The 17,376-nt window shown below is 71.1% G+C and carries 15 protein-coding genes and 1 tRNA gene; 2 read left to right on the forward strand and 14 right to left on the reverse strand.

The window, feature by feature from the left end:
* Positions 1-34: 34 nt before the first annotated feature.
* A complete protein-coding gene (locus tag AC4BGB_RS07635) occupies positions 35-3,079 on the reverse strand; it encodes a fibrinogen-like YCDxxxxGGGW domain-containing protein (RefSeq protein WP_490546182.1) in 3,045 nt (1,014 codons plus the stop codon).
* Positions 3,080-3,257: 178 nt separating this feature from the next.
* Positions 3,258-3,953, reverse strand: coding sequence for a hypothetical protein (locus AC4BGB_RS07640; RefSeq protein WP_490546183.1), 696 nt, complete (start codon positions 3,951-3,953; stop codon positions 3,258-3,260).
* Between the two features lie 326 nt (positions 3,954-4,279).
* Here AC4BGB_RS07640 and AC4BGB_RS07645 point away from each other — a divergent pair, with 326 nt between their 5' ends.
* Positions 4,280-4,717 carry an FAD synthase family protein gene (locus AC4BGB_RS07645; protein WP_490546184.1) on the forward strand — a complete coding sequence of 146 codons (438 nt, stop codon included), beginning with the start codon at positions 4,280-4,282 and terminating at the stop codon, positions 4,715-4,717.
* 19 nt (positions 4,718-4,736) lie between these two features.
* On the opposite strand, the gene ligD is transcribed toward AC4BGB_RS07645, so the two are convergent.
* From ligD to AC4BGB_RS07685, 8 genes are all read right to left on the reverse strand, one after another.
* Positions 4,737-5,693, reverse strand: coding sequence for a non-homologous end-joining DNA ligase (gene ligD / locus AC4BGB_RS07650; RefSeq protein WP_490546185.1), 957 nt, complete (start codon positions 5,691-5,693; stop codon positions 4,737-4,739).
* A 10-nt stretch (positions 5,694-5,703) separates the two neighbouring features.
* Positions 5,704-6,489, reverse strand: a complete 786-nt coding sequence (locus AC4BGB_RS07655) for a 3'(2'),5'-bisphosphate nucleotidase CysQ (protein WP_490546186.1) — start codon at positions 6,487-6,489, stop codon at positions 5,704-5,706.
* A 42-nt stretch (positions 6,490-6,531) separates the two neighbouring features.
* The gene (pth, locus tag AC4BGB_RS07660; RefSeq protein WP_490546187.1) at positions 6,532-7,143 is read right to left on the reverse strand and encodes an aminoacyl-tRNA hydrolase; all 612 of its coding nucleotides are present in this window, start codon (positions 7,141-7,143) and stop codon (positions 6,532-6,534) included.
* Positions 7,144-7,153: 10 nt separating this feature from the next.
* On the reverse strand, positions 7,154-7,846 hold the full coding sequence (locus AC4BGB_RS07665) for a 50S ribosomal protein L25/general stress protein Ctc (RefSeq protein WP_490546188.1): 693 nt from the start codon (positions 7,844-7,846) through the stop codon (positions 7,154-7,156).
* Between the two features lie 206 nt (positions 7,847-8,052).
* A complete protein-coding gene (locus tag AC4BGB_RS07670) occupies positions 8,053-9,024 on the reverse strand; it encodes a ribose-phosphate diphosphokinase (protein ID WP_490546798.1) in 972 nt (323 codons plus the stop codon).
* Positions 9,025-9,115: 91 nt separating this feature from the next.
* A complete protein-coding gene (glmU, locus tag AC4BGB_RS07675) occupies positions 9,116-10,573 on the reverse strand; it encodes a bifunctional UDP-N-acetylglucosamine diphosphorylase/glucosamine-1-phosphate N-acetyltransferase GlmU (protein WP_490546189.1) in 1,458 nt (485 codons plus the stop codon).
* A 1-nt stretch (position 10,574) separates the two neighbouring features.
* Positions 10,575-10,653, reverse strand: a tRNA-Gln gene (locus AC4BGB_RS07680).
* Between the two features lie 68 nt (positions 10,654-10,721).
* Positions 10,722-12,203, reverse strand: a complete 1,482-nt coding sequence (locus tag AC4BGB_RS07685) for a sensor histidine kinase (RefSeq protein ID WP_490546190.1) — start codon at positions 12,201-12,203, stop codon at positions 10,722-10,724.
* Positions 12,204-12,366: 163 nt separating this feature from the next.
* Between AC4BGB_RS07685 and AC4BGB_RS07690 the strand changes: the two genes are divergently transcribed.
* Complete coding sequence (locus AC4BGB_RS07690; protein WP_490546191.1) at positions 12,367-12,855, forward strand: MarR family winged helix-turn-helix transcriptional regulator; 489 nt, start codon at positions 12,367-12,369, stop codon at positions 12,853-12,855.
* A 20-nt stretch (positions 12,856-12,875) separates the two neighbouring features.
* Here AC4BGB_RS07690 and AC4BGB_RS07695 read toward each other — a convergent pair whose 3' ends face one another.
* Genes AC4BGB_RS07695 through rsmA form a run of 4 tightly spaced genes read right to left on the reverse strand, consistent with a single transcriptional unit; the run spans position 12,876 to position 17,372 of the window.
* Positions 12,876-13,724: an acyl-CoA thioesterase domain-containing protein gene (locus AC4BGB_RS07695; protein WP_490546192.1), complete on the reverse strand. Its 849-nt coding sequence runs from the start codon at positions 13,722-13,724 to the stop codon at positions 12,876-12,878.
* A gap of 29 nt (positions 13,725-13,753) precedes the next feature.
* Positions 13,754-15,577 carry an ABC-F family ATP-binding cassette domain-containing protein gene (locus AC4BGB_RS07700; RefSeq protein ID WP_490546193.1) on the reverse strand — a complete coding sequence of 608 codons (1,824 nt, stop codon included), beginning with the start codon at positions 15,575-15,577 and terminating at the stop codon, positions 13,754-13,756.
* Entirely contained in the window at positions 15,577-16,488 is a 912-nt protein-coding gene (locus AC4BGB_RS07705) for a 4-(cytidine 5'-diphospho)-2-C-methyl-D-erythritol kinase (RefSeq protein ID WP_490546194.1), read from the reverse strand. Before AC4BGB_RS07705 ends, AC4BGB_RS07700 begins: the two co-directional genes overlap by 1 nt.
* Positions 16,485-17,372 (reverse strand): 16S rRNA (adenine(1518)-N(6)/adenine(1519)-N(6))-dimethyltransferase RsmA, encoded by an 888-nt coding sequence (rsmA, locus tag AC4BGB_RS07710; RefSeq protein WP_490546195.1) that lies wholly within the window; start codon positions 17,370-17,372, stop codon positions 16,485-16,487. Before rsmA ends, AC4BGB_RS07705 begins: the two co-directional genes overlap by 4 nt.
* Between the last annotated feature and the right edge of the window lie 4 nt (positions 17,373-17,376).

A 17,376-nucleotide genomic window follows, 5' to 3' on the forward strand; every position in this document is an offset into this window, starting at 1 on the left:
ATCACCAGGCCGTGCAGGACGGGAGAACCACTCACTAGCCCGCCGACTCCAGGACCGCCCGGAATAGCGTGTCCGGTGTCGCCCGGTAGTTCAGGTGCGTCTGCGCCGCGATCACGTTGGTCCCGTTCACCAGGGCCGAGGCAGGCACCGAGACCACGACGGGCGCTGCGTTCGTCTTCGTGCTGCGCGGGGCCGCGGTGGCGTAGGTGTTCGGGCCGATCGTGCCGGCGGGGAGGTTGACCCGCTGCGCCTCGACACCGTTCACGTAGACCACGACACCGTCGTCGGCCACGAATGTGAGCCGCTGGGGACCTGCCGCGCTCGCGTCGGCCACCTGGAAGGTGGTCCTGAACTGTGCCGAGAGCGGACGCGAGGTGGGTGCCCCCACGCTGATGTCGGTGGTCACCAGGTTGCTGCCGAACCCGAAGGTGCCGGTCCCGGTCCCCCACGACGCGTCGTTGAAGCCCGCCGTGGTCCAGCCGGCCTCCGGCCCGGTCGCCGCGTAGCGCCAGCGCCACTGCGTGGTGGGCCCGACCAGGATCTTGGGCGCCGTGGTGGTCACCGAGACCTCCCCGGACGTCGCCTCCTGGCCGTACTGGTCCCTGGCGGTCACCTTGTAGGTGTACGCCGTCCCTGCGCTCAGCTCGGTGTCGTCGTAGCGGGTCGCACCGGCAGCCAGGGTCGCCACCGTGGCGTTGCCCCGGGTGACGATGAACGAGCTGCCCGCCTGTGCCGGCCAGGTGAGCCTGATCGCCGTCGTCGACACAGCCTGGCCCGTGACAGCCGGAGCCGGCGGGGGCGCCGGCAGGTTGTCGGGGTCGGCGGAGGTGATCGACAGGGCCGAGGTGCTCGCCGAGCGGTTGCCGTTGGCGTCCACGGCGCGCACGAAGTAGCGCCGGGTGCCACCGAGCCGGCTGATCACCGTGCTGGTCGAGGTGGTCGTGGCGATGACCCGGTTCTCCTCGAGCACCTCGTAGGTGAGCGCACCGGAGGAGTCGTTGCTGCCGTTCCAGCTCAGCCGCACGTTGAGTGCGTCCACGTTGGCCTGGGACAGGCCGGAGGGGCTGGTGGGCGCCTGGTTGTCGCGCGGGGCGTACTTCATGAAGCCGCCCGACCACTGGTTGATGTATCCCTTGCGGATGGAGGTCGCGTAGTCACCGCCCACCCACAGCGCACCGCCGGAGTCCACGAACGTCCCCCAGGCACCGTAGCCCTCGCGACCCTTCACGATCGGGTTGAAGCCGGGCACGTAGTTGCCGGTCGCGGAGTCCCAGGCGCCGACGGTGCCGATGGAGTCGGCCTGGGTCCAGGTGGTTCCCGGGTCGCTCCAGGTGTAGGCGTCCTGATAGGTGTAGTCGCCGCAGTGGCACCCTCCGAAGACGGTGTCGGAGTTGGCGGCGAGCGTCTGGAAGTCGCCACCGGCCATGGTGATGCTGCCGGACCTCCGGGTCATCGTGTCGCGGTCGTAGCCGATGATCTGGTGCTGGGCGCCACCGTGGTAGAACCGGTCGCCGACCTCCTGGACGTCGAACTGCCAGGGCTCGGAGTTGAAGGCGCTGAAGTGAGCCCGCCATCCGGGGATGGCCTGGGGCGCGTCGGTCGTCGGCTGCACCGCGGTCACCTTGGGCTGGTCCTGGCCCTTCACGGTGGTGAAGTAGCCGGAGAAGTAGACCCGGTCTCCCTTGGTCGACGCGTTCACGCCGACGGTGGTGCCGTTGATGGCCGGGTTCCAGCGGATGTCCGGGCGCCCGTTGGACAGGTTGATCCGGCCGCCGTCCCACGAGGACGCGGCGTACGGCGCCTGGACGAGGTGGGTGAACGCGCCGGCGACGTAGAGGTAGCCACCGAAGACGTCGAGGCCACGGACCGCCGGGACTCCGCCGGAGTTGCGGTGCTCCACCTGGACCTGGGGTCCGGTGAGCGCACCCGTGGCGGGGTCGAGGAAGGCGAGGCCGGTCTGGGGCTGCCCGTTCACCTGGGTGAACGCACCGCCGACAGCGAGCCGGCCGTCCGGCAGCGCCTTGAGGGCCTTGACCTGGCCGTTCAGCGTCGGCTTGAAGCCGGAGACGAACTCCCGGGTGTTCACGTTGAACCCGGCCAGGTTGGACTGCTCGACCCGGCCGGTGCCTGCGGCGTCACGCTGGACGTACTTGAAGTTGCCGCCGGCGAAGACGGTGCTGCCGATCTGGGCGAACGACTGGACCTCGACGTTGAGCTCGTTGTTGATGCCGTTGGCGAGTCCGTTCACGCCCCAGACGGTGGGCTGGGCGTCGCTCTCGGGCAGGGCACGCAGCTCCTGCTTCGCGGTCCCTTCATTGGAGACCGTCGCGGTGAACACGGCGTCGCGCTGCAGCCGGGGACGCAGGAACATCTGGGTGAACGGGCGGCCGGCGCCCGCGTTGGCGACGTTGGACCAGATGTAGGAGTCGGCGGCGGTCGAGCCGCGCACGTTCGCGCCGTAGGCGAAGCCCCACAAGTAGCCCTGCGCCTGGGGGGCGTTGGTGTCCACGCGCCGCAGCGAGGTGTCCTGGCCGAAGCTGGAGGTCATGCCGCCACTGGACCCCGAGCCGTCGAAGGAGAAGCTCCCGACCGGGTGCCGGGCGCCGAAGGTCCAGGTCCAGCGGGTGCGCCGAGGCATCTGGAACCGCACCTCCTGCCAGCTCGTGCCGGCCTGGTTCGTGGCGCGGCGCAGCCGCACCCCCTCGGCCAGGGCGTTCACGTTGCCGCCGTTGAGGAGGCCGTCGATCGTCTCGGCGGGCAGCTGCGCGGGACTGAACGCAGCCGTGCCGGTGACGTTGTTGCGCACGTCCGCAGCCGAGCGGAGGCCCTGGTAGTGGGTCTTCCAGCCCTGCCGGCCCCGGCCCACGAGGACCCAGCCACCGCCGTCGGTGACCTGGTCGCAGTAGAACTGCTGCGGCGCCTGGAGCTGTGGGGTCACCAGCCAGTAGACGCCGCTGGGTGCGGCGGGCGTCTTCTGCTTGATCTCCCAGCACGAGGCTGCCGCGGACTCCTGGGTCAGGCCGTCGACCGGTCGCGTGGTCGCGGCCTGGCTCGGGGCTCCCGCCAGCAGCACGGGCACGCTGGCTCCTACGAGGATCGTGATGACCGCGCGGGCCACACGTGAGCGGGACGACATCATGTGCATTGCTCCATCTGAAGGGTGAAGAGGAAGTCCGACGTGCTGCGGTGCGGGGTCGATGGGCGGTGCGACGGGGCCGGAGGGGCCGCTGCGATCGCACCGGTGCGAATCCGGAAGCTCATGAGCCGGTCCCGGGGCACGCGGAGTTCGACGGGATCGAGTGGTCGACCACCCGCCACTTCCCGCCGATCTCGTGGACGCGGTAGATGTTCAGGACGCGCACCTCGGAGGGGCGCCGGTCCTTGGTCAGGTTGCGGCCCCGGGCGTCGCGCACGATCACCGGGCTGTTGTCCAGGCAGGCCGCGAGCACGACCGTCGGCGGCTTGGCGTCGAGGTCGACCGACCGGGTCGTCACGGAGAGCACCTTGGGGGCGCCCTCGATGGTCTGCTCCTCGAGCTCGTACTGCTGGGCGAGCGCCTCCATCTCGCCGAGCGCCGGGCCGGCGGCGTAGCTGCTCAACCCGGTGACCTTGCCCGGGTTCTCGGCGAGCTGCTCGGACGAGGCCTTGAGGAACCCACGCAGCCGGTCGTCGGCCGCCCGAGCCGTGCTCTGCTGCTTCGCGCTCAGGCCCTTGACCGCCGGGGCGGTGTCCCAGCCCTTCGGGGCGGGGGGCACGCTGGGGTCCGCCGGGCGGGGCGAGCCCGGTGAGGGCGTCGCGGTGGCCGCGGCGGAGGGGTCGCCCGGTGTGGAGCGAGCGGCCTCCTGGTCGTCGCCCCCGAGGACCCAGGTGAGCCCGAGCGCGGCCACCAGGACCACTGCGCAGGCAGCCACCAGGGCAGTGCGCCAGTTGCTCCGGATGAATCGTGGCGACATCAGCTGTGCTTCCCCCCAAGCCAGTCAGTGCGCCCAGTCGGAGCACCGCGATCATTGTGGGGTTGAGGTGGCAAATCGCCCAAGGACGACGATTTCGCGGCCTAGTCCACATAAATCTTCCGCCGGCCGTTCCCACGCTCATCTGGGTCCGCGCTCCGCGGATCGTCCTCGCCAGCCGCCGGGATCGCCTACCCTGAGGGCACTGGATCGAGGTCGGGACGACGGGGGGCGGGCATGCGCGAGTACGCATGGCCACAGATTCACGGTGTGAGCGGGTGCGGCGCGGACTCCTGCGCGCACCCCACGCAGCTGCCGGAAGGCGCGTCGTGACCGCGGCCGAGCGCTTCCGGGTCGGCTACGCCAGCGGCGTCTTCGACATGTTCCACGTCGGCCACCTCAACATCCTGCGCCGCGCCCGCCAGCACTGCCAGACGCTGGTGGTGGGCGTCGCCTCCGACGAGTACGTCGAGGCACTCAAGGGCAGGAGCCCGGTCGTGCCCCTGGTGGAGCGACTCGACATCATCTCGGCGCTCAGCATCGTGGACGAGGTGATCATCGACCACTCCGAGGACAAGACCCTCGCGTGGGAGGAACGCAACTTCGACGCGATCTTCAAGGGCGACGACTGGAAGGGCTCCCCCAAGGGACAGCGCCTCGAGCAGGCGATGCGTCCACTCGGGGTCGAGGTCGTCTACTTCCCCTACACGCTGAACACCTCGAGCACGCTGCTGCGCGCGCACCTCACCCGTTCCGAAGCGGTCTGAGCAACCGACCGGGTCCTGCTCAGTCCTCGTCGGGTTCGGCGGGCGGTTCCGCGCCGGCCTCTTCATCGCGCTCGGCCCACTCGAGCAGCGCGGCGAGGTCGAAGACCGCCTCGTCGATGCCGGCGTGCAGGTCGCCGAGCTCGGCGTACCTCGCCGGCATCGTCTCGATCGTGAAGTCGTCGGGACGGCAGGTGTCGACCTCCTCCCAGCGGATCGGTGCGGACACTGTCCCGATCGGGTTGCCCCGCACGGAGTACGCCGCCGCGATGGTGTGGTCGCGGGCGTTCTGGTTGTAGTCGACGAAGAGCTGGGCGGGGTCGCGGTCCTTTCGCCACCACGTCGTGGTGACCTCGTCGGTACGCCGCTCGACCTCCCGGGCGAAGGCGAGGGCGGCACGGCGTACGTCCTTGAAGCCGTGGTCGGGCGAGATCCGCACGTAGATGTGCATCCCGTTGCCCCCGCTGGTCTTCGGGAAGCCGGTGGCACCGAGGTCGTCGAGCACCTCGTGCGCGACGTGCGCCACCTGCTGCACCGTCTCCCAGGGGCACTCGGGTCCGGGGTCGAGGTCGATGCGCCACTCGTCGGGCTTCTCGGTGTCCGCGCGGCGGCTGTTCCAGGGATGGAACTCCACCGTGCTCATCTGCACCGCCCAGATCACCTGGGCCACCTCGGTGACACAGAGCTCGTCGGCGGTGCGGTTCCAGCGAGGGAAGTGCACCCGGACCGTCTCCATCCACGGCGGCGCTCCCTTGGGCAGCCGCTTCTGGTGCACCTTCTCCCCCGTCACCCCGGTCGGGAACCGGTGCAGCATGCAGGGCCGCTCCCGCAGCGCGTTGACGATCCCGTCCCCGACGCCGAGGTAGTACTGCACCAGGTCGAGCTTGGTCTCGCCCCGCGCCGGGAAGTAGACCCGGTCCGGATTGGAGACCCGGACCACCCTGTCGTCGATCTCCACCTCGGTGGCCGGGGAGGGCATCGGGACGCCCTCAGTCGGTGCCGTGGGCGCGGACGAAGTCCAGGATCACCTCGGCGAGCTCGGGGCGGCAGATCACCAGGTCAGGCAAGGAGACGTCCTCGCGGTTGTAGACCAGGGGGCTGCCGTCGACCCGGCTGGTGAACAGGCCCGCGGCCCGGGCCACCGCGACGGGGGCCGCGGAGTCCCACTCGTACTGGCCGCCCGCGTGGACGTAGGCGTCGCTGACGTCACGGATCACCGACATCGCCTTGGCCCCGGCCGATCCCATCGGCACCAGCTCGGCGTCGATCTCCTCGGCGAGCGCCCGGACGAAGGCGGGCGGGCGGGTGCGCGAGACGACCAGTCGCGGACGGGCCGAGGTCGAGGGAGGTACGACGGGCGGGTGGCCGGTGTCGTAGGTGGTCCCGAGCGCGGGCAGGGCCACTGCACCCGCGACGAGCTCGCCGCGCTCCCACAGGGCGACGTGCACCGCCCAGTCCTCGCGGGGCGGCTCGGAGAACTCGCGGGTCCCGTCGAGGGGGTCGATGATCCAGACCCGGTCGGCGTCCAGGCGAGCCTTGTCGTCGGTGCCCTCCTCGCTGAGCACCACGTCGTCGGGACGGGCCTCGCCGAGCAGGCGCAGCAGGAGCTCGTGCGCCGACAGGTCACCCGCGTCCTTGAGCGAGGCGCCCACCAGGCCCTGCTGCCTGATCCACAGGAGCTGCTCGCCTGCCTGCGTCGCTGCCCAGGCAGCCACTGCGTGGTCGTCGGCGCCGGGGGGCAGCTGGTTCTCGGGTGTCGGTGCGGATTCACTCACGCAGTCGACCCTAGTGCCCGCGACCTGACCAGCTCGGGAGCCTCAGCGGTTGTAGCGCTGCTGCGTGGCCTCGAGCCCGTCGGTGATCAGCGACTCGACGGCGTCGGCGGCGCTGTCGACCTGGAACGGCAGCTCCTTGCGTTCCGCCGCGGTGTAGCCGGAGAGCACGAAGTCGGCCGGGCTCTGCCGGCCCGGGGGACGCCCGATGCCGGCCCGCACCCGGTAGAAGTCGCCGGACCCCAGGGAGGCGCGCATCGACTTCAACCCGTTGTGCCCGTTGTCCCCGCCACCGAGCTTGGTGCGCAGGGTGCCGAAGTCGATGTCGAGCTCGTCGTGGATCGCGATGATCCTTTCCACCGGCACCTTGTAGAACGAGGCCAGCGCCTTGACGGGCCCGCCCGACTCGTTCATGTAGGAGCGCGGACGCGCCAGCACCACCCGCGCCGAGGTGGTGCCGGGCGCGCCCAGGCGTCCTTCGACGACCTGGGCGCGGCTGGCCTTGTGGGTGCGCCAGCCGCTGCCGAGGCGTCGGGCCAGCTCGTCGGTGACGAAGTAGCCGATGTTGTGCCGGGTCCCGGCGTACTCCGGGCCGGGGTTGCCGAGACCGACCACGAGCCACACCTCCGAGCCCGGGGACGGGGTCGAGTCGGTCACGGCAGGAGCGTCAGCTCTCGGAGCCGGAGTCACCCTCGGCGGAGGCGGCCTCGCCGGCCTCGGCCTCGGCTGCGATGTCCTCGTCGGACTCGTCGCGCTCGATGCCGACCTCGGCCTCGGCCTCCTCGAGCTCGGCCTCGACCTCGGCGGCCGTCGGCGCGTGCACGACGTTGACGACCAGCGCCTCGTCGTCGGTGAGCAGCAGCGAGCCCGTGGGCAGCGTGAGGTCCTTGGCCAGCACCTGGAAGCCGGCTGCGGCGTCCTCGACGGAGACCTCGATGAACTCGGGGATGTGGGTGGCCTCGGCCTCGACCGAGACGGTGTTCAGGTCGGTGACGACCATGGCGTCGGACTTGGCCTCGCCCACGACGTGGATCGGGATCTCGACGGTGACCTTCTCGCCCTTCCGCACCTCGACGAAGTCGACGTGCTCGAGGAAGCCCTTGATCGGGTCGGCCTGGACCTGCTTGGTCAGCGCGATGGTGGTGGTGCCCTCGACCTCGATGTAGAGCAGCGCGTTGGAGCCGCCGCGCTTGAGCGCCATCATCGTGTCGTGGCCCGGGAGGGTGATGTGCTTGGGGTCGTTGCCGTGGCCGTAGATGACCGCGGGCACCTTGTCGGCGCGACGGATGCGGCGGGCAGCGCCCTTGCCGAACTCCGTGCGGGTCTCGGCGGTGATCTTCTCTTCGGGCTTGTCAGCCATGGTCTGGTGCTCCTCGTGAGGTCAGGGGGGTACGTCGGCAGCGGCTGTCTCGGGGCCGGGACGAGCGATGCACCGCACTCCAGACGGGACGGTGCATGGCGAACCACGTTCCGGCCACGTCGATCACGGAGGTCAGTCCCTCGCCGAGGCAACTGGGCGATCCTACGCGACCCGGGCCGAGGGAGGCCAATCGGCAGCGGCCAGGCTCAGGCGTGGCCGTCGAACATCGAGGTGACCGAGCCGTCCTCGAAGACCTCCTTGATCGCCCGCGAGATCAGCGGCGCGATCGAGAGGCAGGTGAGCTTGTCGAACTCGTTGCCCGGGGCCAGCGGCAACGTGTTGGTGACGATGATCTCGGTCGCCGGTGAGTTCTTCAGCCGGTCCACGGCCGGGTCGGAGAGGATCGCGTGCGTGGCGGCGATGACCACGCCGGCCGCGCCGTCGGCCATCAGGGCCTCGGCGGCGTTCACGATGGTGCCGCCGGTGTCGATCATGTCGTCGACCAGGACGCACATCCGGCCGGCCACGTCGCCGACGACCCGGTTGGCGACGGTCTCGTTGGGGCGGTCGATGCGTCGCGACTTGTGGATGAAGGCCAGCGGCGCGCCGCCGAGGCGCGAGGACCACCGCTCCGCGACCTTGATCCGGCCGGCGTCGGGCGAGACCACGGCCAGCTTCTGCCCGGAGTACTTCTCCTTGACGTAGTCGGCCAGGATCGGCAGCGCCATCAGGTGGTCGACGGGACCGTCGAAGAAGCCCTGGATCTGGTCGGCGTGCAGGTCCACGGCGATCAGCCGGTCGGCGCCGGCGGTCTTGAACAGGTCGGCCATCAGGCGCGCGGAGATCGGCTCGCGACCGCGGTGCTTCTTGTCCTGGCGCGCGTAGCCGTAGAACGGCAGCACCACGGTGATCCTCTTGGCCGACGCGCGCTTGAGCGCGTCCACCATGATCAGGTGCTCCATGATCCACTCGTTGACCGGAGCCGTGTGGCTCTGGATCACGAATGCGTCGGAGCCGCGCACGGACTCCTCGTAGCGGACGTAGATCTCGGAGTTCGCGAACTCGTAGGCGGAGGTCGGCACCAGCCCGGTGCCGAGGTCCTCGACGACCTCCGCAGCCAGCTCGGGGTGAGCCCTTCCGGTGAAGACCATCAGGTTCTTCTCCGTGGTCTTCTTCATTCCGCTCACGCTTGGCGCTCCTCGGTCGGGCGGGACATGCCGGTCAATCGATTGTGACGCACCGACGGTCGGTTGACGAAACCGCGGGGGGTCACTGGCCGGATTCGACGGCGTTCTGCGCCGCCTCCGCCTGCCGGGTCCCGGCGCGGCGGCGCGCGACCCATCCCTCGATGTTGCGCTGCTGACCTGCGGTGACCGCCAGCGTGCCGGGGGGCACGTCCTCGCGGATCACGCTGCCGGCCCCGGTCGCCGCGCCGTCGCCGATCTCGACCGGCGCCACGAACGTGTTGTTGCTCGCAGTGCGGGCGTGGCGGCCGACGACCGTGCGGTGCTTGTTCACTCCGTCGTAGTTGGCGAAGATCGTGCCCGCACCGATGTTGGTGCCCTCGCCGATCTCCGCGTCTCCGACGTAGGACAGGTGCGGCACCTTGGCGCCGTCGCCGATCTTGGCGTTCTTGGTCTCCACGAACCCGCCGATCTTGCCGTCGGCGCCGAGCTCGGTGCCGGGGCGCAGGTAGGAGAACGGGCCGACGTTGGCGCCGGCGCCGATCACGGCGAGCTCTGCCTGCGTGCGTACGACGTGCGCGCCGGCCCCGACCTCGACGTCCTTGAGGGTGGAGTCCGGTCCCACGACGGCGTCCTCGGCGACCACCGTGGCGCCGAGCAGCTGTACGCCGGGCAGGATCGTCACGTCCTGCTCGAGCTTGACGTCCACGTCGATCCAGGTGGTGGCCGGGTCGACGATGGTGACCCCGTCGCGCATCCACCGGTCGAGGATCCGCCGGTTCTTCTCCCTGGCGAGCACGGCGAGCTGGGCCCGGTCGTTGGCCCCCTCGGTCTGCACCACGTCCTCGATGGCGAACGCCCCGACGGCGAGCCCGTCCTCGCGGGCGAGGCGCACGGTGTCGGTCAGGTAGTACTCGCCATTGGCGTTCTCGTTGGTCAGCCGCGGCAGCGCGCTGTCGAGGAAGGCCGCGTCGAAGGCGAGGATCCCGCTGTTGATCTCCGCCACGGCGGCCTCGGCCTCGGTGGCGTCCTTCTGCTCGACGATGCCGGTGACCTGGCCCGCCTCGTCGCGCAGCACCCGGCCGTAGCCGTGCGGGTTCGGCACCACTCCGGACAGGATGCTCACGCCGCGTCCGGCTGCGACGTGGTCGGCCACGAACGCGCGCAGGGTCTCGCCCTCCAGGAGCGGCGTGTCGCCGTACGCCACCAGCACCGTGCCCGAGCGCTCCTCCTCGGCCAGTGCCTCCCAGGCGATCCGGACGGCGTGACCGGTGCCTTCCTGGGTGTCCTGCACCGCGAGGACCGCGCTGGGCAGCAGCTGCTGGATGTGGGGACCGACCTGCTCGCGCTGGTTGCCCACCACCGCCACCACCCGGTCCGGGGCCAGCGAGGCCACCGCCTCCAGCACGTGTCCGATCATGCTGCGCCCGGAGATGGGGTGCAGGACCTTCATGGTCTTGGACTTCATCCGTGTGCCGCCACCCGCCGCGAGGACGATGACGGTGACGGACCCTGGGGTCGTGGTTTGCCTCGTGGTGCTCACGCTCCCCGGGTAGGAGTCGAACCTACGTCGCTAGTCCTGATTCAAAGTCAGGCGGGCCCTGCCGGCAGACCAACCGGGGATGGTGGAACGAGGCTACTTGCCCGGGGCGGGCCGGCCTCCTCGGCCCGTCCGGTTTCGCCGGGATTCCTCACCCCGGGACGTGCGGCAGGGTGACCCGGAAGGTGCTGCCCAGGCCCACCTCGCTCTCCAGCGCCACCGCCCCGCCGTGGGCGGCCACGATCGAGCTGACGATGTCGAGCCCGAGCCCGGTGCCGGGAATGTGCCGCTCCAGCGCGTCGCCTCCGCGGAAGAACCGCCCGAAGACGTGCTCGGCCTCGTGCGCGGCGATGCCGATCCCGTCGTCGCAGACCTCGATCTCCACCCCCTCCGCGCACTCCCGGAGCGAGACCCTCACCGAGCCCCGGGGCCGGCCGTACTTGATGGCGTTGGAGAGCAGGTTGTCGAGCACCTGGCGGATGCGCTGCTCGTCGACGAACGCGCACAGCCGATCGCCCGGGCCGGTCTTCAGCTCGAGGTGCGTCTCGGACTTCTCGGCGACCGGACGCGCGGCCTCCACGGCCTCATCGACCAGGGCGGTCAGGTCGGTCGGAGCCCGGTAGAGCTGCAACCGGGCCTCGCCGACCTGGCCGACGTGCAGCAGGTCGGAGAGCAGCGCGGCCAGGCGCTGCGCGTTGCGCTGGACCACCTGGAGCTGCTCGCTCACCTGCGCAGGCAGCTCGTCGTGCTCGCAGAGGATCTCGAGGTGCCCGAGGACCGAGGTGAGCGGTGTGCGCAGCTCGTGGGACACCGAGGACACGAACTCGTCCTGGACCTGCATCGCACGCATTAGGTCGGTGATCTCCTGGTAGGCGAGCGCGGCACCGAGCCGCTCCCCGTCGGGACCCCGCACCTGGCGCGCCGACGCGGAGAACGCCGTACGCGTCCGGGGGTCGCTCCCGACCCAGTACGTGTACTCGTCGAACTCCTCGCCCCGCACCGCCCGGGACGACGGGAGGTCCTCCTCGGCCATCCTGGTGCCGTCGAGGTGGTGGAGATGGTCGGGCTGCCCGGTCGCGCCTGCGTCGTCCGCGAGGACCGGGGCCTTGATGATCTCCCGGTAGCTGCGGTTGGTGCGTTCGTAGTGCCCGTCCCTGCCGATCAGCAGCAGTCCCACGCTGACGGCGTCGAAGACGGCCTCCAGTGTCTGGTGCTCCCGCTCGAGCGCCGCCCGGGCGGCCTCGATGCGCGCCTCGGTGTCGCGCTGCTCGGTCACGTCGAGGATCTGCGAGATGAAGTGCATCGGCGACCCGTCCGGTCCGCGCACCAGCGCCACCGAGAGGTCGCCCAGGACCACGTGGCCGTCGGCGCGCAGGTAGCGCTTGCGCAGCCGGTAGGAGTCGATCTCACCGGCGAGCGCCTGCCCGAAGAGGTCGAGGTCGGTCCCGAGGTCGTCGGGGTGGGTGATCTCCTGGAACCCCAGGGACATCAGCTCCTCGGCCTCGTGGCCGAGCAGGTCGCACAGGGCCCGGTTGACCATCAGCAGCCGGCCGTCGAGGCCGACCAGGGTCATGCCGATCGGCGAGTGCTGCAGGGTCAGGCGCCACAGGTCGCTGCCTGCTCCCTCGCCCATCGCACCTCCTGCGCTTCTGCGCGCACCGGACGCGGCGTCCGAGAGTGGCGCGGGGCCAATCTATCCACGGAATCACCCAAAACGTCCAGTTTTGACCACCAAGTGAAACTCGACCTCCCGCACTATCTCGATGTCAAGAATCTTTTTGAGCTAGAATCTCGGCATGGAGCAGGACGAGGTGGACGAGCTGGTCGAGGCATGGACCCGCGAGCGCGACGACCTCGATCTGGCACCCGTGGAGGTGTTCAGCCGGATCAGCCGGCTCTCGCGCCTGCTCGACAAGGCTCGCCGGGCCGCGTTCGCCGCCCACCAGGTCGAGCCGTGGGAGTTCGACGTCCTGGCCGCGCTACGCCGTGCCGGGCGCCCCTACCAGCTCACCCCGGGCGCCCTGCTCAAGCAGACGATGGTCACCAGCGGCACGATGACCAACCGGGTGGACCGGCTGGCCCAGCGCGGCTTCGTGGAGCGCTCCCCCGACCCGAGCGACCGTCGCGGGGTGCTGGTCCGCCTCACTCCTGCGGGCAAGCGCCGGGTGGACGCCGCCTTCGAGGCCCTGCTCGACAGCGAGCGCGCCCTGCTGGACCGCCTGCCGGCCGAGGACCGGACCCGGCTCGCCGCCCTGCTCAAGCAGCTGATGGTCCCGCTGCGCTGACCGGACCCCGGCTCGCGGCCTCAGGCCCCGGAGTTGCGGGGGTTGCGGGGGTCGTCGGCGAAGTCGTGGACCTCGAAGTCCACGCTGCGCTTGGCGTTGGCGATCGAGGTGACGACCGCGGTGCCCAGCCTGCCCTGGCGGTCGAAGACCGTGGCGGTGCCGACCGCGATTCCGTCGGAGCTGACCCGGTCGGTGGCGTGCAGGCCGATCTCGCGGCCGACCGGCAGCCGCGCCAGGGTCAGGGTGATGTCGGTGTTGATCTGCTCGACGCCGTTGCTGCCCCAGTTGGTGACCATGCTGGTGGAGTCCGCGACGCTGGCCGCCACCACGAAGCCCGAGGGGATCTCCTCGGGCACCACGGCGACGCCGACCTGCCAGGTGGACTTGCGCCGGCCGTTCTGGTGGGCCTTGAACGAGGGGTCCCACCCGAGGCCCTCGCTGGAGAACATCGGCACGTGCGGGTCGTCGGTGGGCGGGGCGACCTCGTGCGGCGGCGGCTGGGGCGACTCCGTCGGCTCCCACACGTCGCCGGTGGCAGGGTCGCTGACCTTGAGGAACAGCCCGCTGGCACGCGCCACCGGGACCCCGCCCTGCTCCACGACGGCGTCGACCAGGCACAGCCGGCGTCCCTCGCGCACCACCGTGGTGGTGGTGCGGCACAGCTCCATCGCGGCGGGACGGAACAGGTCCACGGTGTAGCGGGCCGGGCGGAGGTCGTCGCGTCCCAGCTCCGCGACCTGTCCCTCCAGTGCCCGGGCCAGGGCGCCGCTGAGCGCCACGCCGTGCATCTGGTTCTCGCTCCACAGGCTGCGCGCGAGGTCGGTGGGAGCCAGTGCGTCGCCGCTGGTGGTGAAGAACGAGAGCGTCATGGGTGCATTCTGACCCACGCCTGCTCCGCTCAATCCAGCAGTGCGACCGCCTCGAGCCATTCCGCCTCGAGCTCGCTCTTCTGGGCGGCGATCTGGTGCGCCTCGGTGGAGAGGGCTGCGAGCCTGCCGGTGTCGGAGGAGTGCTTGGCCATCTCCTCGGTGATCTCGGCCTCCCGCGCGGCCAGCCGGGCGATCTGCTTGTCCAGGCGCGAGACGGTCTTGCGGGCCGCGCGCTCCTGCGCGCCGCCGACCTTCGCCTTGGTCGACGGGGGCCCGGCGGGTGCGGCGTCGGTCTCGACGGGCGTCGTCCCTGAGGCTGCCGAGGCGGGTGCCGGCGGGCGCGCGTCGCCCCGCTTCCGGGCGGCGAGGTACTGGTCGACCCCGTTGGGCAGCATCGAGATCTGGCCGTCGCCCATCAGCGCCCACACGGAGTCGGTGACGCGCTCGAGGAAGTAACGGTCGTGCGAGACCACCACCAGGGTGCCGGGCCAGCCGTCGAGGAAGTCCTCGAGGACGTTGAGGGTGTCGATGTCGAGGTCGTTGGTGGGCTCGTCGAGCAGCAGCACGTTCGGCTCGGCGAGCAGCAGCTTGAGCAGCTGGAACCGGCGCCGCTCCCCACCGGAGAGGTCCCCGATCCGGGCGGTGAGCTTGTCGCCGGTGAAGCCGAACCGCTCCAGCATCGAGCTCGCCGAGATCTCCTGGCCGGTCGCGGTACGGGTCACCCGGCGGATGTCCTCGATGCTCGGCAGCACCCGAGCGTCCGGGTCCTCGGCCGGGACCTGCTGGAACAGGTGGGCCAGCGCGATCGTGCGGCCGTGCTTGACCGTCCCCGCGTCGGGCTGCAGCGATCCACCGATCAGCTGGAGCACCGAGCTCTTCCCGGCACCGTTGACGCCGACGATGCCGACCCGGTCGCCGGGACCGAGCCGCCACGTGGCGTCGTGCAGCAGCTGCTTCTCACCGCGGCTCAGGTCCACGTGCTCGAGGTCGACGACCTGCTTGCCGAGGCGCTGGGTGGCGAACTTCTGCAGCTCGATCCGGTCGCGCGGCGGAGGCACGTCCTGGATCAGCTCGTTGGCGGCGTCGATGCGGAACTTGGGCTTCGAGGTCCGTGCGGGAGCACCGCGCTGCAACCACGCGAGCTCCTTGCGGAGCAGGTTCTGCCGGCGCGACTCCGAGGCCGAGGCCTGGCGGTGCCGTTCGGCGCGAGCGAGCACGAAGGCGGCGTACCCGCCCTCGTAGGAGTCCACGACCCCGGCACCCTGCGGGCCGGGGTGCACCTCCCAGGTGCGCTCGGAGACGGCGTCGAGGAACCAGCGGTCGTGGGTCACCACCACCAGCGCGGACGTACGACGGACCAGGTGCTCGGCCAGCCAGGCGACCGCCTCCACGTCGAGGTGGTTGGTCGGCTCGTCGAGGATCAGGAGGTCGACGTCGTCGAGCAGCAGCCGGGCCAGGGAGCAGCGGCGGCGCTCGCCACCGGAGAGGCCGTGCACGGAGCGGTCCAGGGACACGTCCGCGAGCAGCACCTCCACCACCTCGCGGGTGCGGCTGTCGCCGGCCCACTCGTGGTCCTCCTTGCCAGCGAGCACGACCTCGCGCACCGTGTGGGTGTCGTCGAGCAGGTCGCGCTGGTCGAGGTAGCCGATGTGCAGGCCGCGCGTGAGCGAGACCCGTCCGGAGTCGGGCTCCTCACGCCCGGCCATCAGGTTGAGCAGGGTGGTCTTGCCGTCACCGTTGCGGCCCACGATGCCGATCCGCTCGCCCTCGGCCACGCCGAGGCTGACCTCGTCGAGCAGGATCCGGACGCCGTAGGACTTGGTGACCTTCTCGAGGTTCAGGAGGTTTGCCATCAGGAGTACTCCACCACGTGGGTTCCGGAGACCGGACCGAGGGCGACCAGCACCCGCGGATGACCGGCGTCGAGCAGGGTGGTGCGCACCCGGTCGGCGGAGCCGCGGTCGGCGCACAGGAACAGGCAGGTCGGTCCCGAGCCGGAGATGATGCCGCGCAGCGCGCCGGCCCGCTCCCCCGCGTCGATCAGGTCGCCGAGCTCGGGACGAAGGTCGATCGCCGCCGACTCGAGGTCGTTGCCCAGCGCGGCGGCGAGGACTCGGTTGTCGGAGTCCGCGAGCGCACCGAGCAGCGCGGGCGGCACCGTGACCTTCTCCGGCGCGTCGGGGCACAGCTCGTCGAAGTGCCGGTAGACGGCCGGGGTGGAGAGCCCGACCCGTGCCGGCACCGCCACCCACCACCGCGTGGCCTCGTCGAGCAGCGGGGTGACGATCTCGCCGCGGCCCCCGCCGTGGGCGGTGCCGCCCAGCAGGGCGAAGGGGACGTCGCTGCCCAGCTGGGCCCCCAGCGCCAGGAGGTCCTCGTCGGTGGTCTGCAGGTCCCAGAGCCGGTCCAGCGCCACCAGGGCGGCAGCCGCGTCCGCGCTGCCCCCGGCCAGGCCGCCGGCGATCGGGATGGACTTGCGCACGGTGAGCTCGGCGGCCCGGTCCACGCCGGCATGTGCCGCGAGCAGGCGTCCGGCGCGCACCACGATGTTGTCCTCGCCCAGCGGGAAGCCGTCGCGGTCGATGTCGTCCTCGGCCACGAGGTTCACCGACCAGCTCGAGGCGGTCACGGCGGTGACGTCGTCGTGCAGGCTGAGCGTCTGGTAGACGGTGGCCAGCGGGTGGTAGCCGTCTGGGCGCGGTCGCCCCACTCCGAGATGGAGGTTGACCTTGGCTGCCGCCCGCACGGTCACGGAGTCGGTCATCGCCGGTCCCCCTCCTGCTCCTGGGCCAGTGCCTCCGCGATGCGCACGAACTCGGGCAGCCGGAGCTCCTCACCGCGACGCATCGGGTCGATCCCGGCGGCGAGCAGGGCGCGCTCGGAGGCCTCCGCGGACCCGGCCAGCTCACGCAGGGACGGTCGCAGGGCCTTGCGCCGGTGCGCGAACGCCGCGTCGATCACCGCGAAGACCTGGTCCCGGCTCACCGCGGTGCTCGGTGGCTCCCGGCGCGTCCAGGCCACGAGCCCGGAGTCCACGTTGGGCGCCGGCCAGAACACGTTGCGCCCCACCGACCCCGCCCGGCGTACGTCGGCGAACCAGGCGGCCTTGACCGACGGGATTCCGTAGACCTTCGAGCCGGGCTGGGCCGCGAGCCGGTCCGCGACCTCGGACTGCACCATCACCAGCCCGCGCTCGAGCGAGGGCAGCAGGGCGAGCAGGTGCAGCAGCACCGGCACCGAGACGTTGTAGGGAAGGTTCGCCACCAGCGCGGTCGGAGCAGGCCCGGGCACCGAGGTGACCCGCATCGCGTCGGCGAGCACCACCTCGAACCGGTCGGTGTGGCCCGGGGCCCGGTCGGCCACCGTGGCGGGGAGCAGCCCGGCCAGTGCCGGGTCGACCTCGATCGCGACCACCCGGGCGGCGACGTCGAGCAGCGCCAGGGTCAGGGAGCCCAGGCCGGGACCCACCTCGAGCACCACGTCGGCGGGCCCGACTCCGGAGTCACGGACGATGCGCCGCACCGTGTTGGGGTCGATCACGAAGTTCTGCCCGCGCTGCTTGGTGGGGCGCAGGTCGAGCGATGCTGCCAGTGAACGCACCTCCGCCGGCCCGAGCAGTGCCGGGCCGGCGGAGGCGATGTCGTTCACAAGA

The sequence above is a fragment of the Nocardioides sp. Z30_9 genome (assembly GCF_058215735.1).

What these genes read in the sequence shown, in the direction of transcription:
- AC4BGB_RS07640 (WP_490546183.1), bottom strand. Translation starts at nt 3,953, where the DNA reads ATGTCGCCACGATTCATCCGGAGCAACTGGCGCACTGCCCTGGTGGCT.
- ligD (WP_490546185.1), bottom strand. Translation starts at nt 5,693, where the DNA reads ATGCCCTCCCCGGCCACCGAGGTGGAGATCGACGACAGGGTGGTCCGG.
- AC4BGB_RS07665 (WP_490546188.1), bottom strand. Translation starts at nt 7,846, where the DNA reads ATGGCTGACAAGCCCGAAGAGAAGATCACCGCCGAGACCCGCACGGAG.
- AC4BGB_RS07670 (WP_490546798.1), bottom strand. Translation starts at nt 9,024, where the DNA reads ATGAAGAAGACCACGGAGAAGAACCTGATGGTCTTCACCGGAAGGGCT.
- AC4BGB_RS07685 (WP_490546190.1), bottom strand. Translation starts at nt 12,203, where the DNA reads ATGGGCGAGGGAGCAGGCAGCGACCTGTGGCGCCTGACCCTGCAGCAC.
- AC4BGB_RS07690 (WP_490546191.1), top strand. Translation starts at nt 12,367, where the DNA reads ATGGAGCAGGACGAGGTGGACGAGCTGGTCGAGGCATGGACCCGCGAG.
- AC4BGB_RS07695 (WP_490546192.1), bottom strand. Translation starts at nt 13,724, where the DNA reads ATGACGCTCTCGTTCTTCACCACCAGCGGCGACGCACTGGCTCCCACC.
- AC4BGB_RS07700 (WP_490546193.1), bottom strand. Translation starts at nt 15,577, where the DNA reads ATGGCAAACCTCCTGAACCTCGAGAAGGTCACCAAGTCCTACGGCGTC.
- AC4BGB_RS07705 (WP_490546194.1), bottom strand. Translation starts at nt 16,488, where the DNA reads ATGACCGACTCCGTGACCGTGCGGGCGGCAGCCAAGGTCAACCTCCAT.